The 16,618-nt window shown below is 33.4% G+C and carries 14 protein-coding genes and 1 other RNA gene; 9 read left to right on the forward strand and 6 right to left on the reverse strand.

What is annotated here, in order from left to right; genetic code table 11:
- Positions 1-170: 170 nt before the first annotated feature.
- Positions 171-1,796: an ABC-F family ATP-binding cassette domain-containing protein gene (locus tag HKP48_RS08435; protein ID WP_296344796.1), complete on the reverse strand. Its 1,626-nt coding sequence runs from the start codon at positions 1,794-1,796 to the stop codon at positions 171-173.
- A 152-nt stretch (positions 1,797-1,948) separates the two neighbouring features.
- On the opposite strand from HKP48_RS08435, the gene HKP48_RS08440 reads away from it, so the two are divergent.
- The gene (locus HKP48_RS08440) at positions 1,949-3,394 is read left to right on the forward strand and encodes a redoxin domain-containing protein (RefSeq protein WP_296344798.1); all 1,446 of its coding nucleotides are present in this window, start codon (positions 1,949-1,951) and stop codon (positions 3,392-3,394) included.
- Positions 3,395-3,428: 34 nt separating this feature from the next.
- On the opposite strand, the gene fsa is transcribed toward HKP48_RS08440, so the two are convergent.
- From fsa to ffs, 4 genes are all read right to left on the reverse strand, one after another.
- Complete coding sequence (fsa, locus tag HKP48_RS08445; protein ID WP_296344799.1) at positions 3,429-4,082, reverse strand: fructose-6-phosphate aldolase; 654 nt, start codon at positions 4,080-4,082, stop codon at positions 3,429-3,431.
- 321 nt (positions 4,083-4,403) lie between these two features.
- Positions 4,404-4,538, reverse strand: coding sequence for a hypothetical protein (locus HKP48_RS08450; RefSeq protein WP_296344801.1), 135 nt, complete (start codon positions 4,536-4,538; stop codon positions 4,404-4,406).
- Between the two features lie 320 nt (positions 4,539-4,858).
- The gene (locus HKP48_RS08455) at positions 4,859-5,659 is read right to left on the reverse strand and encodes an SDR family oxidoreductase (protein WP_296344803.1); all 801 of its coding nucleotides are present in this window, start codon (positions 5,657-5,659) and stop codon (positions 4,859-4,861) included.
- A 63-nt stretch (positions 5,660-5,722) separates the two neighbouring features.
- Positions 5,723-5,821: signal recognition particle sRNA small type (ffs, locus tag HKP48_RS08460), an RNA gene on the reverse strand.
- Between the two features lie 88 nt (positions 5,822-5,909).
- On the opposite strand from ffs, the gene HKP48_RS08465 reads away from it, so the two are divergent.
- From HKP48_RS08465 to HKP48_RS08480, 4 genes are all read left to right on the forward strand, one after another.
- The gene (locus HKP48_RS08465; RefSeq protein WP_296344805.1) at positions 5,910-6,932 is read left to right on the forward strand and encodes a glutaminyl-peptide cyclotransferase; all 1,023 of its coding nucleotides are present in this window, start codon (positions 5,910-5,912) and stop codon (positions 6,930-6,932) included.
- Positions 6,933-7,374: 442 nt separating this feature from the next.
- Entirely contained in the window at positions 7,375-7,764 is a 390-nt protein-coding gene (locus HKP48_RS08470; protein WP_296344807.1) for a thioesterase family protein, read from the forward strand.
- An 82-nt stretch (positions 7,765-7,846) separates the two neighbouring features.
- Entirely contained in the window at positions 7,847-8,596 is a 750-nt protein-coding gene (locus tag HKP48_RS08475; protein WP_296344808.1) for a hypothetical protein, read from the forward strand.
- A gap of 74 nt (positions 8,597-8,670) precedes the next feature.
- Positions 8,671-10,248: a hypothetical protein gene (locus tag HKP48_RS08480; protein WP_296344811.1), complete on the forward strand. Its 1,578-nt coding sequence runs from the start codon at positions 8,671-8,673 to the stop codon at positions 10,246-10,248.
- 315 nt (positions 10,249-10,563) lie between these two features.
- On the opposite strand, the gene glyA is transcribed toward HKP48_RS08480, so the two are convergent.
- Positions 10,564-11,838 (reverse strand): serine hydroxymethyltransferase, encoded by a 1,275-nt coding sequence (glyA, locus tag HKP48_RS08485; RefSeq protein ID WP_296344813.1) that lies wholly within the window; start codon positions 11,836-11,838, stop codon positions 10,564-10,566.
- A gap of 113 nt (positions 11,839-11,951) precedes the next feature.
- Between glyA and fahA the strand changes: the two genes are divergently transcribed.
- The 4 genes from fahA to HKP48_RS08505 all read left to right on the forward strand — a co-directional run bounded on the left by fahA (position 11,952) and on the right by HKP48_RS08505 (position 16,428).
- Positions 11,952-13,244, forward strand: a complete 1,293-nt coding sequence (gene fahA, locus HKP48_RS08490) for a fumarylacetoacetase (protein WP_296344817.1) — start codon at positions 11,952-11,954, stop codon at positions 13,242-13,244.
- A gap of 101 nt (positions 13,245-13,345) precedes the next feature.
- Complete coding sequence (locus HKP48_RS08495) at positions 13,346-14,521, forward strand: hypothetical protein (RefSeq protein ID WP_296344819.1); 1,176 nt, start codon at positions 13,346-13,348, stop codon at positions 14,519-14,521.
- A 105-nt stretch (positions 14,522-14,626) separates the two neighbouring features.
- Positions 14,627-15,667 (forward strand): IS5 family transposase, encoded by a 1,041-nt coding sequence (locus HKP48_RS08500; RefSeq protein WP_296344821.1) that lies wholly within the window; start codon positions 14,627-14,629, stop codon positions 15,665-15,667.
- Positions 15,668-15,852: 185 nt separating this feature from the next.
- Positions 15,853-16,428, forward strand: a complete 576-nt coding sequence (locus HKP48_RS08505; protein WP_296344823.1) for a non-canonical purine NTP diphosphatase — start codon at positions 15,853-15,855, stop codon at positions 16,426-16,428.
- Positions 16,429-16,618: the final 190 nt, after the last annotated feature.

The raw sequence follows: 16,618 nt of genomic DNA on the forward strand, positions 1-16,618 counted from the left end.
CTGATGAATTCATTGTGCTAAGCTGTTGATTATCAGTATAATATACAAATAATTAATAACTTAAACAACTAAAAATCATGTAGATAGCTCACTATTTTTTTGTCTAAAAAAGTATGATTTTGCCCTGGTTGTATTAATGTCCTTTTTTTGTTTTCTTCTAAAACTTTAATCTAAGATTTAACAGCGTACATCTTTTCGCGCTGTTCTTTTATTTTTTTATCACTCATATACTCATCAAACGTGATGTAACGGTCAATGACACCACTTGGAGTCAACTCAATGATGCGGTTACCAACAGTTTGTGCAAACTCGTGGTCGTGGGTGGTTAGCATCACTGTACCTTTAAAGTTTTTAAGCGCATTATTAAAAGCTGTAATACTTTCTAGGTCTAAGTGATTTGTTGGTTCATCTACCATTAATACGTTAGCACGTGTCATCATCATACGGCTTAACATACAACGTACTTTTTCTCCTCCAGATAAAACATCTGCCGTTTTAAGTGCTTCTTCTCCACTGAAAATCATTTTACCTAAGAAACCCCTAATGTTTACTTCTTCACGCTCTTCTTCTGTTTGTGCCCATTGGCGTAACCAATCAACAAGTGTTTGCTTTTCTTCAAAGTATTCACTGTTATCCAATGGTAAGTAACTTTGAGTTGTTGTTACACCCCAATCAAATTTACCCGAATCTGCTTTTTCTTTACCATTAAGTATTTGATAAAATGCGGTAGTTGCTCTGGAATCCTTTGAATAAATAACAACCTTATCACCTTTAGCTAGATTGATATTAATATCCTTAAACAAAATCTCACCATCTAAACTTGCGCTAAGTTTTTCAACATTCAAAATTTGGTCTCCAGCTTCGCGGTCACGCTCAAAAATAATTGCAGGATAACGACGGCTAGAACGTTTTATTTCGGAGATATTCAATTTATCAATCATCTTCTTGCGACTCGTTGCCTGCTTAGATTTTGCAACGTTTGCAGAGAAACGACGTATAAATTCTTCTAATTCCTTTTTCTTCTCTTCTGCCTTTTTGTTTTGTTGAGCATGTTGTCTTGCTGCTAATTGAGACGACTCATACCAAAATGTATAGTTACCAGAAAAGTGATTTATCTTTGCAAAATCAATGTCAGAAATATGTGTACAAACTGCATCTAAAAAGTGTCTATCGTGAGAAACGACAATTACACAATTATCATAATTAGCCAAGAAGTTTTCTAACCAAGTAATAGTTTCATAATCTAAGTCATTGGTAGGCTCATCCATAATTAGCACATCAGGATTTCCGAAAAGTGCTTGTGCTAATAATACACGTACCTTTTGTTTACCATCTAAATCTCCCATTAGGTTATAGTGATACTCCTCTTTTATACCCAAGTTAGATAACATTGCCGCTGCATCACTATCGGCATTCCAACCATTCATTTCCTCAAATTGTACCTGAAGCTCTCCTATTTTCTCAGCATTATCATCTGTGTAATTGGCATATAATGCATCGATTTCACTTTTCAACTTATATAAAGGTTTATTTCCTTTTAAAACAGTTTCTAAAACAGTGTCTTCGTCATGCTTATTATGGTTTTGCTCTAAAACAGACATACGTTTACCAGCTTCTAAATGCACATGACCAGAAGTTGGGTCCATTTTCCCTGCTAAAATCTTTAGGAATGTAGATTTACCTGCACCATTGGCACCGATAATACCATAGCAATTTCCATTGTTAAAGGTTGTATTTACCTCATCAAAAAGAATGCGTTTACCAAACTGAACGGAAAGATTAGAAACTGATAACATTTTTAGCTTTTTTAATTGGGCGCAAAAGTAGAAAATTTAAGTGATTACATGAAATTTATAAAGCTATTAGTAACATTTAACTAGGCATTAACAAGACAAAACCTATGCAAGGCATATTTTTGTTTAAAATGGTTATAAAACCATGATAATAAATGAAAGCTGTTACTTTTCTTTTTTTGCTATTGACCCTATCCATTACAGGATGTAAAAATTCTTCTGATGGTAGTTATGATTCTGCTTTTTTTGGAGGGGAAATTATTAATCCCAAAGGAGATAAAGTTATTTTCTACAATAAAAATACCAAAGAAAATGACACCTTACAATTGGATAAAAATAATAGGTTTAGCCACACTATTAATGATGTAAATTCTGGAGTATATTCTTTTAGACATGGCGGCGAAATACAGTTTGTGATTCTAGAGCCAAAAGATAGCGTTATGCTTAGACTCAACACCTATGATTTTGACGGGTCGTTGGTCTTTATGGGTAAAAGTGCAAGAAAGAACAATTATCTCATTAAAACCTTTTTAAATGTAGAAAAAGAATCCCAGAGACTCGTAAAATACAGTAATATGGAGCCTGAAGAGTTCGTTAGGTTTATTGACAAAAGACATAAAAGAGAACTCGAAGAATTTGAAAATTTTAAGTCTATTGAGCCTATTTCAGACTTTGCAAATTCTATTATAAAGGCAAGTATAGATTATCATAACTACGGCGACAAAGAAATTTATCCTTTTGCCTATTTTGGTGAAAATAAAATGGTACATATTAAAGATTTACCTGAAGACTTTTATGATTTTAGAAAAAAGGTAGATTATAATTCTGAAGAACTTAATGAAATATCTTCTTACTTCCGATACCTGTTTTTTCACTTTGATAATATTGCAGTAAATCACTTTTACAGTACCAACAAATTTCACAGTAAATTTAATAGACATGAATTATCCTACAACAAAGCGAAATTAAATTTAGTGGATAGTCTTGTTGAAGATGAAACTTTAAAAAATAGATTACTTAAGTATAAGACCAGAGAGTTTATTAATAATAACTTTAGGCAAGAGGACATCAATGAAATAATGGCATCATACCTCTCTAAAACTACAAATGAAGAGGATGTAAAATATATGAATGGTCTTATAGCGTCCTTAGATAACCTTAAGCCAGGAAAAGGTTTACCCGATTTAAAAGTAATAAACGTTAATGAGAAAAATTATACAATAGCAGAAGTTGTTAACAAACCTACGCTCATTTATTTTTGGTCTACAAATTTTAAGAAGCACTACAAAAGAAGTCATTACCGCGTCAAAGAATTAAAAGCTCAGTTTCCTAAATTAAGCTTTATGTCTATTAATATTAATGACAATTCTGAAAAGTATTGGAAAGAAACCATCAACCAGTACAAGTTTGATTTGAATAATGAATACCGCTTTGAAAATCCTAAAGAAGCACTCGAAACCTTAGCGGTTAATTATTTATACAAAGTAATTATTGTAGACAATAAGGCAAATATTATTAATCCAAACGTTAATATCTTCAATTCTGATTTTGAAGATACACTTAACAACATGATACAAAAAAAGGAGCTTGTACTTAAGTAAAAACTCCTCTTAAATATTGTTTGGTTCTTATACCCTAGTTTCCTTTTTTATAGTCTGCTAAGAATTTCTCTAAACCAATATCTGTTAGTGGATGCTTTAATAATCCTGAAATTGAACTTAGAGGACCAGTCATAACATCTGCACCTAATTTTGCACAATCTATAACATGCATGGTATGACGTACAGAAGCTGCTAAAATTTCAGTTTCAAAAGCGTAATTATCATAAATATGACGTATCTCTGCTATTAAATTTAATCCATCTGTTGATATATCATCTAAACGCCCAATAAATGGTGACACATAAGTTGCACCAGCTTTTGCAGCCAATAAAGCTTGACCGGGTGAAAATACAAGAGTTACATTAGTTTTTATACCTCTATCAGAAAAATATTTACATGCCTTAACGCCATCTTTAATCATTGGTAACTTAACAACGATTTGGTCATGTAACTCTGCTAACGCCTCACCTTCTCTAACCATTCCATCAAAATCGGTAGAAATGACTTCTGCAGAGACATCACCTTCAACAATATTGCAGATGTCTACATAATGTTTTAAGATATTATCGTGGCCCGTAATGCCTTCTTTAGCCATTAATGACGGATTTGTAGTAACGCCATCTAGGACTCCCATATCTTGAGCCTCTTTAATCTGATCTAAATTAGCTGTATCAATAAAAAATTTCATGTATTATAGTTTGAATTGTTGTGTTTATGATTGCAAATTTACAACAATTGGTTTCTTTTCTTTCGATTTGAAATAAAAAGAAATATTGTATGTCTGTAATCAGTAATAATTTAGATTTCAAACACATTCTGTCACATTGAGCACAGTCGAAGTACTCAGCATAAACTAAAGTCGAAATGTCTTGCAAATCAAAAACTTAGATCTCTCGACTACGCTCGAAATGACAGATACATTCTGACTATTACACTTTAAGGATATACAGAAAAGAAATTAACTTTTAGTCAATAAGAATAAATTGATGTGATTTTACCATTCTTCTATTTACTCATTGACAAACAACGTAAAGTCTTGACTAACCTCGTCTTTACATGTTGGGCTAGAATCGTAAAAGCCGTCTTCAAAACGTTCTACATATAAAAAAACTGTAAATTCAAAAGCTCCAAGTTCTTCGGGCACACCTAAAATTTCGATACTTCTAGCAAAAAAACGACATCAATGCCTGATGGAAAATCGCCAATAACATCAAAGAAATCCTCAAAATAATTGTCATTAACTTCATTATCAACCTCTGCTGTAATTCTCTGACTATAGGGTTCGTTTAATGTTGCACTTGAGATCGAAGTTTCATTAATATCAGGATTGATTCCTAGGAAACATTCTAAGGCTTCTTCGCGAGATATAAGTGTTAAAAAAGAAAAAGAAAAGTAGAAAAGTAAATTTTGATTTCATGACTGACGATTTTTCAAATATAAATCACAAAAAATATACCAAATTACCTAAAGCTTATAGTGGTTCATCAATAATTTCTCATAAGCTTTATCTGGTAAGATTCGTTTTAGAACTATTGAAAATTTCTGCATAAATGCACCGACCTTATAATGGATTTTCGGATTTTTAGTTTCTATAATGGTGTACACTTCTTTTGCCACTTCTATAGGAGAATTACTTTTATCAACGTCTTCATCGATGTCCTTTAAAACATTAGCATATTTTGTATAAGGAGAATCCTCCTTACAAGGTGCGTGATAACGACCAGCAGCAATATTTGTCGCAAAATCACCTGGTGCTAGATTACACATATGTATGCCAAAATCTTTTACCTCCATACGGAGTGCCTCAGTTACTAACTCTAAAGCGCCTTTACTTGCACTGTAAACACCACGATAAGGCAAACCCATATAAGCTGCTATCGACGTAATATTAATAACCAAACCACTGTTTTGCTTACGCATTGATGGCAAAACCGCTTTAATTACATTGATAGGTCCAAAAAAATTAGTCTCAAAATTTCGCTTTAATTCCTCTTCAGGAATTTCTTCCATTGGTCCTGTAATCCCAGCACCTGCATTATTTACTAAAACATCTATTCTGCCTTCTTTTTGTAAAATTTCATTGACGCAAGAAGCAATAGTTGTAGGTTTTGTGACATCTAAAGCTACAAGAGGAAAAATACTATCTGGATAATTTTCTGGTTTTCGACTTGTGCCGTAAATGGTAAATTTTTTAGACAAAAGATATTCACCTATAGATTTTCCTATTCCTGAAGAACCACCTGTAATTAAAACAACTTTGGACATAATAATTTAGTTGAAGTGTAAAAATACAAAGATTGTAAAAAAACCTTGACTTTAGGGTACTAAAAAAGGCAAGCTACCTACATCACACCGCTACGACCATCTACCTTTGCTGCGTTCCCGCTCTGGAGGATTCAACAGGAGCTGGTTGTGTAGGACTTGCCCAGCGGCAAAGATACAACCTTTTAATACTTTCACAATATTTTTTTAATCCTATTTTTATAAATATCTTGCAAAAAAATCAATCTATTTCATGTTAAGATTTAAATATTTAGCAGTCACACTTTTAAGCATTTTTATGGTGGGTTGTGCGAGTGAGAAATCAAATTTTTCTATAAAAACTTCTGCAAAAAACAATACTGTAAAATTAGGTGAAAGCGTAAAACTATCTTTGAATAATCCTGATGGACTTTCAATAAATTCTATAACGTATTTATTAGATGGGAAACCAGTAACCGAAAATTTAAAGTTAGATAATAAGCTAGGTAAACAAGACTTAATTGCTCAAGTCATTACGGGGAATGATACCATCATAGCAAAAAGTAACCTCATTGTATTAAACAACAAACGCCCTAAATTGTATACTTATGAGATTATAAATACCTATCCGCATGACGCTACGTCTTACACTCAAGGTCTAGAATTTTATAAAGGAGAACTTTATGAAAGTACAGGCCAATTTGGTGAGTCTAAACTCAGAAAAGTAGATTACAAAACGGGTGAAGTACTTAAAAATACAAACCTAAACGATGGTTATTTTGCGGAAGGCCTAACAGTTTTAGATGATAAAATATACCAACTCACTTGGAAAGCGGATACTGGAATCATCTATGACGTTAATACTTTCGAAAAACAAGGCATCTTCAGATATAATAATAGTTTAGAAGGTTGGGGATTGTGTAACGACGGAAAGTCATTATACAAATCTGATGGTACAGAAAAAATATGGACTTTAAATACATCCACCTTTACTGAGGATGATAAAATCGAAATCTACACAGACAAAGGAAAATTAGGAAGAATCAACGAATTAGAATGGATAAATGGTAAGATTTATGCCAATATCTACGAAAAAAGCGGAATAGCAATAATCAACCCAAAAAATGGGGCAACCGAAGGTGTAATTGACTTTACTCCAATTACAAAGCTAATTTCTAATTATTCATCCAACGATAACGTACTCAACGGTATTGCTTACAACCCAGAAACAGAAACTATTTTTGTTACAGGTAAGCGTTGGGATAAATTGTTTGAGGTGAAAATAAGTAAGAAGTAGTGTATACTTACTGAAAGTCCGTATTCGCTCATTATTAATTTCAGAGCATGAAGATTTCATGGTTATTTAAATTATAGAATCAAACTAACCATGAGAAAATCTATTATAGTTAATATTAATGAACCTTGTAACGAAGATTGGGATAAAATGTCTCAAAGAGAAAAAGGTTGTCATTGCTAGGTTTGCGATAAAACGGTTTTTGATTTCACTTATTTAAACGATGAGCAAATAGTTTAAATCTTTGAAGCCAAAGGTAATCTTTGTGGTCGGTTTAGAAAACAACAACTAAACCGTGAAATGGTCTTATCTCGAAAAGGTAAAAACAAAGAAGAAAAGAAAAACGCGCAAATCGGAAAGAAGAACGACAACTAGCAAGAAAAATCAACAATCAAAAACAGATATAGCTTAAGGAAATTATATATTTAAATTTCAATATTCAGAAATGCAAACCCTCCAAAAAAAAATAACCGTCACTAAAGCTGACTTAGACCAACTTAACCATGTCAACAACGTACGCTATGTGCAATGGGTACAAGATATTGCTGAAGCGCATTGGTTACAAAACGCTTCTGAGAAATTACTCGATGACTATTATTGGGTCTTAGTGAAGCACACTATTGATTACAAATGCCAAGCACATTTAGGCGATACTCTTTTAATAAAAACTTTTGTAGAGTCTGCAGAAGGTGTAACATCTGTTCGAAAAGTAGAAATATACAATCAAACATCTAATAAACTCATCATCACTTCCGAAACAAAATGGTGTCTAATAAATACTGAAACCAACAGACCAACACGAATAACTGAAGAGATTGGTTACTTGTTTAATTAAAGCTTTTTAAGGTTAATTTTTTTTTAAATTGAAGTCACAGATAGAAAAATTAGACGTTATTGTGTATAACTAACTATCAATTATGCTCAAAAAATTACTATTTTTATTTTTAGTTTTTATTTCTGCCTTCTCATTTTCACAAGTAGTTAACGGTATTGTTTATGATGATGAAACAAGTGTTAGAGGTGTCAAAATCCTTAACATCACAAAAAAAATAATTACGGCGACTAATGCTAATGGTGAGTTTACATTAAAAGCAGATGTTAGTGATACATTATCATTTCAGTCTGTATTCTACAAACCTGTTCAGGTTGTTGTTAAACCTCAGTATTTTGAAGGTACTAATGTTTTTGAACTTCAAAAAATCATCAACAAACTTGATGAAATCAACATAAAAAATAAACCTAAAGAAAAACTCTTTGGAGAAAAAGCGTTCAACGCTAATATGAAAGAGATTATAGCGCTTGACAAAAAGAAAGAACCCCAAAAGTACAACGCTGCTCCAAAGTATGGTCTAGATTTTATACAAGTTGCAAAACTTATTGGTAAGCTCTTTAAAAAGAAAAGGAAGCCTATCCCAAATACCTTAAAATACAATCAGTATAAGCTACTTTTTGCCGAAAATAATTTCTTTACAAAAAAATTGCTTACTGAAGACTTGAAAATTCAAGAACAGTACCATTCACTCTTTTTCGAATTTCTTGAAGAGAAAGCCATTCCCGAAGTCAAATTAGATTACAGCAAACGCCTTCAGCTTCTTAATGATTTTACGATGTATAGTCAAGAATTTATGATTATTGTAGAAATGGCTGAGGAGCGCATCAAAGATTAATCATTCTTTTCATTGGTAATACTAAATCATAATTTGAAAAGTTATATTTTTAACGCATAAACATATTTCATTTTATGAAGCGACTATTATACTTCTTCATTTGCTTTGGATTACTCATCTTTTGGAGTTCTTGCCGTAATGATTTCGAATTTACGCCAAGTACAGGAAGCCTAGAATTTGAAAGAGATACCGTATACTTAGATACTGTTTTCAACAATATTGGCTCAAGTACATATAGTTTAAAAGTATATAATCGCAGTGACGATGATATTGCAATCCCTGTAATACAACTAGAGCGAGGTACAGCTTCTTTTTATAGAATGAATGTAGATGGAGGCACTGGTGACCAAGGCATGCCACAAGAAGGTAAGTTCTTTGAAAATGTGGAGTTATTAGCCAACGACAGCCTTTTTATTTTTATTGAAACTACCATTGATTTTTCAACTCAACCAACTTTAGATACCGAATTTTTATACACAGACCGTATTCTTTTTGATACTGGAAGTAATGAGCAAGATGTAGATTTGGTAACACTTGTTAGAGATGCTGTTTTTATCTATCCTGACTTCCAAGGTAACAGCACCACTTTTGAAAATTTAAATTTTGATGTCGATGGTGACGGTATCGTTGATGAAACGTCACTTTCTGGACGTTTTCTTAATACTAACGAACTCACCTTCACCAACGAAAAACCGTATGTTATATATGGTTATGCTGCCACGCCTGAAGGCGAAACGCTAACCATTGAAGCTGGTGCACGTTTACATTTTCATACAGATTCTGGTTTGCTAATCACAAATAATTCTACTCTAAATATCAACGGAAGTACAAGTACTGACCCAGAACTTTTAGAAAATGAAGTCATTATTGAAGGCGACCGATTAGAGCCTTTTTTTGAGGACGTCCCTGGACAATGGGGAACCATTTATTTATTCAATGGAAGTACTAATAACACTATTAATTACGCAACAATCAAAAACGCAACCATTGGTATTTTAGTCGAAGGGAATGATGATGCGCCAAATGATAAATTGACCATAACTAATTCTCAGATTTACAATACAAGTTCTTTTGGCATATTAGGACGAACTACATCTATTACTGGAGAAAATGTAGTGATTAATAATTCTGGGCAATCTTCCTTTGCCGGGACTGTTGGTGGAAAATACAATTTTACACATTGTACTATCTCCAATTATTGGAATACTAGTTTTAGACAATTCCCTGCTTTGTTATTAAATGATTTTGCTCAAGTAGATGAAACTACAATAGCTACGAACCCATTAACCGAAGCTAACTTTAATAACTGTATTATCTATGGAAATGATAATCCTGAATTTATCTTAGACCAACAAGGCGATGATTTTAGTTTTAAATTCACCAATTGCTTATTACGCTTTAATAACAATAATCTAGAAGGTACAACTAATTACGTTTTTAGCGAGAGTAACTTTTACGAGAGTAATATTTTTAACGAAGACCCAGATTTTGAAGCGCCCTTTGATAACTTGATGCGCATTGGAGAAGATTCAGGTGCAAATGGTATAGGAAGCACTTTATTTTCTATGCAAGTTCCATTTGATTTATTAGGAACTTCAAGAGCAGTAACTCCAGATGCTGGTGCTTATGAAAGTGTTGTTTTGGATGATTAGTAAATAAGCTATACTCAGGTAGTAACCATAGCTGTTTAAATTTAATTTGGCTATAGTAAGTACTCTAAAATCTTATTTAATTATAATTTTTGATTATCCTTTTTCTGTATATCCTTAAAGTGTAATAATCAGAATGTATCTGTCATTTCGAGCGTAGTCGAGAAATCTAAGTTTTTGATTTGCAAGACATTTCGACTTTAGTTTATGCTGAGTACTTCGACTGTGCTCAGCATAAACTAAAGTTGAAGTACTCAATGTGACAGAATGTGTTTGAAATCTAAATTATTACTGATTACGGACATACAAATTTTAAATCTAAAAGTTAAACAAAGGCCTGCCTCTCATCAAGGTATTTACCTTTTCTGAAACGGCTTCAAGTACAGATTCATTATCATGATTAGTAATCACTTCATCAATTAAATCTACCACATATGTCATATCCTCAGCTTTAAGTCCTCTAGTCGTAATGGCAGGCGTACCAACTCTAATACCAGAAGTCACAAAAGGAGATTCGGTATCAAAAGGCACCATGTTTTTATTTACAGTAATATCAGCTTTAACCAAAGCTTGCTCTGCTACTTTTCCATTCACGGCCTTATTTCTCAAATCAATCAACATCATATGGTTATCAGTACCGCCAGAAATTAATTGGTAATCTTTTGCCACAAACGCTTTCGCCATAGCATCAGCATTTGCTTTTACTTGTAACATATAATGCAAAAACTCATCGTTAAGTGCTTCGCCAAAGGCAATAGCCTTACCTGCAATAACATGCATTAATGGTCCACCTTGATTTCCTGGAAACACACCAGAGTCTAAAAGACCAGACATTTTACGGAGATTTCCATTTTTAAATTTTAAACCGAATGGGTTTTCAAAATTTTCGCCCATCATTATCATACCTCCACGAGGCCCACGCAGTGTTTTATGTGTCGTAGTCGTTACAACATGGCAATGTGGCATCGGATCATTTAAAATACCTTTAGCAATTAGTCCTGATGGATGCGAAATATCCGCTAACAACAATGCGCCAACATTATCTGCCACTTCTCTAAACTTCGCAAAATCAATATCTCTAGAATAAGCGGATGCACCAGCAATAATTAATTGCGGTTTTTCTTTCTCTGCAACATCTGACAACATATCATAATCAATATAGCCAGTGTCTTTTTTTACACCATAAAAAGTTGGTCTATACAAACGTCCCGAAAAATTTACGGGCGAACCATGTGTTAAATGGCCTCCATGAGATAAATCGAAACCAAGAATAGTATCACCAGGTTTTAAGCATGCATGAAAAACAGCTGTATTTGCTTGACTTCCTGAGTGCGGCTGTACATTTGCATATGCAGCACCAAACAAAGTCTTTGCACGTTCTATGGCAATATTCTCTACCTCATCTACAACTTCACAACCACCATAATAACGCTTTCCAGGATAACCTTCTGCGTATTTATTAGTCAAAACAGAACCTGTAGCCTCCATGACTTGAGGACTCGTAAAATTTTCAGAAGCAATAAGTTCTATTCCGTCTATTTGGCGTTCTTTTTCGGCTCCAATTAATTCAAAAATTTGTTCGTCGCGTTGCATATAGTTTGGGATGATTTTAAATGAAGTTCAAAAATACGAATTACATTAGTTTTAATTTGAAAAATCATGTAGATTTGAAAGTAAATAATGAACATTTAATCAACATAAGCAATATGCCTTTATCAGCCAATAATCCAAACAGAACATCGTGGTTATACGTTAATAAGTATTCCGATTTTCCAATTCAGAATATTCCATTCGGGGTTTTTTTAACCAAAGATGATATTATAACTATCGGAACACGTATTGGCGATACTGCCATTGATCTAGGTGCACTACACCAGTTAGGATATTTTGATGGTATTCCGCTAACAGATGATATTTTTCTTCAGGATTCTTTAAATGATTTTATTGCTGATGGTCGTAAAACATGGAGAGCTGTTAGGAACCGTATTGCTGAAATATTTGACAAAAACAATAATACCCTAAAAAACAATACGGCTCATAAAGAAATTATCTGTTTTCGCTTGGATGAAATAGAAATGAAAATGCCTGTACTTGTCGGAGATTATACAGATTTCTATGCAAGTAAAGAACACGCAACCAATGTAGGTACTATGTTTAGAGGTGCTGAAAATGCTTTAATGCCAAACTGGTTACATATCCCAGTTGGCTATCATGGAAGAAGTTCTTCGATTGTAACTACACATACACCTATACACAGACCACAAGGACAGACACTTCCTGAAGGTGCAGACAAACCCGTATTTGGTCCAAGTAAGTTGGTAGATTTTGAATTAGAAATGGCTTTTATCACTACAGATGCAAATGATTTGGGTGAACCTATTCCTGTTGAAGAAGCCGAAGAATACATCTTTGGTTTAGTCGTTTTTAACGATTGGTCTGCACGAGACATACAAAAATGGGAATATGTACCATTAGGACCATTTTTAGGAAAAAACTTTGCCTCATCAATGTCGCCTTGGATTGTTACTTTAGATGCTTTAGAGCCTTTTAGAGTCGAAAGTCCAAAACAAAACCCAAAACCGCTTCCATATATAAGAACAAAAGGGAAACATAGTTTTGATATAAAGCTTGAAGCTGGAATTAAACCAAAAGATGGTAAAGAAACTACGGTTTGTAAGTCTAACTTTAAATACATCTACTGGAATATGGCACAGCAATTAGCACATCATACTGTTAATGGTTGCCCTGTTAATTCTGGAGATATGATGGGTAGCGGAACTATTTCTGGCCCTACTGAAGATTCTTATGGTTCTATGTTAGAATTATCGTGGAAAGGCACCAAACCATTGAAAATGAAAGATGGCACTGAACGTAAATTCATAAACGATTATGATACAGTTGTAATGCGTGGTTACTGCGAAAATGATGACGTACGTATTGGTTTTGGTCAAGTAAAAACACAATTATTACCTGTTTTTAATCCTAAAAAAAAGAAATAGTTAGATACAAATACAATATAAAAGTCCAGTTTTTGCTGGACTTTTTTTATGTTTGGCACGCCTATTGGAATCTATTATTGAAACCATTAAAACCTACGATTATGAAAAAAAATACTCTATTACTCGTATTAGTAACACTCGCAGTGTCCTGTGGGTCTAAGAAAAAGGTAGAACGTGCCCTAACTTCGGGAAATTATAATACCGCCATTTCTAAAGCAGTAAAACAACTGCGAACTAACAAAGACGCTAAGCGTAAGCAAGATTATATCTTATTACTTAAAGATGCCTACGACAAAGCAAATAAAAGAGATTTACAAACCATATCAGAATTGAAAATCTCAAAAAATCCTGAGTTTTATAAGCGTATATACCAAACTTATAATGCCTTAGTAAGTAGACAGAATGCAGTAAATCCTTTATTACCATTACGTGTTAACGGACGTGAAGTATTTTTTAAGCAAAAAAATTACAATACTGAAATTTCTGAAGCCAGAGAAAATGTGTCTGATTATTTCTATGAAAAGGGAATAGCGCTTTTAGAGGTGGATGATAAATTTCAAATAAGAGAAGCACATAGTATTTTGTCTTATATCGAAGATATAAACCCTAATTATGAAAATACACGAGAGTTAATGCAAGAAGCTCACGAGCGTGGAACAGCTCACGTTATTGTGGATATAAAAAACCAAACGAATCAAGTAATCCCAAGGCGACTAGAAGAAGCCTTACTCGATTTTGATACGTATGGTTTAAATCAATTCTGGACCGCATATCATGCATACAAAAAAGATGGTATGGCTTACGATTATGCAATGCAATTACAGCTAGCGCAAATTAATATTTCGCCAGAGCAAGTCAGAGAGCGTGAAGTATTACGCCAAAGAGAAGTAAAAGACGGTTGGCAATATAAATTGGACGGTAATGGCAATGTTATAAAAGATAGTCTTGGCAATGATATCAAAGAAGATAAGTTTATTAACGCTAGAGCACGTTTGTTTGAAGTTGAACAATTTAAACAAGCCGAAATTTTAGCTAATGTTGTTTTTACAGATTTAAAAACGCAAGAAAGACTAGAGCAATTTAACATAGATAGCGGTTTTATTTTTGAAAATTTCTATGCTACTTTTAGAGGAGACAGACGTGCTTTGACAACAGAAGATAGAGAATTAGTAAGAAATCGCGCTATTCCATTTCCTACTAATGAACAAATGATTTTTGACTCTGGTGAAGACCTAAAAATAAGATTGAAGAATATTATAGCTGATTACAGATTGTGACAGATTTATAAAATTTAAGCCTCGATACCGTCGAGGCTTTTTTTATGACTAAAGACCGTTGCAAGGCTTTTTTGAAATTTCTGATAAAAGTTGTAACTTTTACATATGGAATTAATAAAACAACCGACTTTAGCAGACAGTATATGTGATATGCGTTCACGCAAGATAAAGCGTACTTTTTTCAATCAAATTAACAACCTTATAGATTGGGCATCAATAACAGCAATCATAAACCAGCATTATACAAAGGGTAAAAGTGCAACAGGTAAACCTAGCTATAGCGGTTTATTGCTATTTAAGATGAGTTTATTACAAACCTGGTATGGGTTAAGCGACTATGAGGTCGAGGACCGAGTCAACGATAGTATATCGTTCAGTTATTTTTGCGGATTAAACATTGATCAAGTAGCACCAGATCACAGCACTTTATCTCGTTTTAGAACTATTATGACAAGCGCAAAGGCCTACCAGCCTTTGTTTAAAGCTATCAACCAACAGTTAGAATCACACGATATTATAATTAAAACAGGAGCGATTGTAGATGCTAGTGTTATAGATACACCTTTAAAACCTAAAGGTAAAACCAATTATAAAGTTACCGAAGATAGAGAAGATGAGCAGGAAGTAGAAGTCACTAAGGAATTTTCAGATAGCGTAGATAAAGATGCAGCATGGTTAAAGAAATCGGGCAAGTACCGTTATGGGTACAAAAAACATTATGTTACCGATAATGAAGGGTTGGTTTTAGGTGTAGTTACCACTAAGGCTAGCACCAATGAAGTCTCTAATTTAGAAGAGGTTCTAGATGCTGCAGATTTACCAGAGCATATTGCTTTAAAAGCAGATAAGGGCTATCAATCAAAGAAAAACTCAGATATATTAAAAAAGAAAAAACTAAAAAATCATATTTTAAAAAAAGCCTATAAAAATAAACCCTTAACCAAATGGGAGCAACGGTTCAATAAACTGATAGGAAAAACACGCTTTAAGGTAGAACGCACTTTTGGTGGTATAAAACGCTGGTTTGGTGGTGGAGTAGCAAGATATAGAGGCATAAAAAAAATGCATACTCAAAATTTAATGGAAGCCATGTGCTATAATTTATATCGAAGTCCAGGGATACTTGCGTCAAATTGTAAAAATTAAGAAAAATAAACCTAAAAAGTAGGCTTGTCGAGTCTAAAATGTTTAAAAAAACCTATAAAAAAGTAAAAAACACAAAAATTAGACGAAAAAAAACACAGGATTGAAATGAAACCTAAAATAGGATGGGTTATGCAACGGTCTTGACTACTATTTAAATTACCTTCACATTGAAATATTAAAATAACATGAAACTCGTATTTGCCACCAATAATCGTAATAAACTAAAAGAGGTTCAATCACTGGTTCCTGACAATATAAAATTGTTAAGCCTTCAAGATATAGGGTGTAAAGAAAACATCCCCGAAACACAACCAACTATTGAAGGCAATGCCATACAAAAAGCAGAATACGTTAAAGATAATTATGGTTACAATTGTTTTGCCGACGATACAGGTTTAGAGGTTGAAGTTTTAAATGGTGAACCTGGCGTCTATTCTGCACGCTATGCTGGACCACAAAGAAACTCTGAAGATAATATGGACAAGCTTTTAGAAAACCTAAAAGACAAACCAAACCGTAACGGACACTTTAAAACCGTTATTGCTTTGCACCTCAATGGCGAGTTACAAACCTTTACAGGTATTTGCAAAGGTGATATCACTTCAGAAAAATACGGTAAAAAAGGCTTTGGCTACGACCCTATTTTTAAAGCAAATGGTTACTCAGAAACTTTTGCTGAAATCTCTTTAGAAGAAAAAAATAAGATTGGACATCGCGGGAAAGCTGTGCAAAAACTTATTAATTATCTTAAAACCGTCTAATTGGTGTTTATAGTTACGTTATATAAAAAGCGTAAACTATTAATTTTTATTGGTCTCAAAAATAGTTAAAACTATGCACTTTAGTGCATCCGCTTTAGCTTCTAAAAATACCTACCTTTGTTTTTATGTCACATCAAAGGGTAAATGGTCATACAGTTTCTAGATTAACTGTTCATATAGTTTGGAGTAC

This window comes from Winogradskyella sp. (assembly GCF_013042245.1).
Taxonomy (GTDB): Bacteria; Bacteroidota; Bacteroidia; order Flavobacteriales; family Flavobacteriaceae; genus Winogradskyella.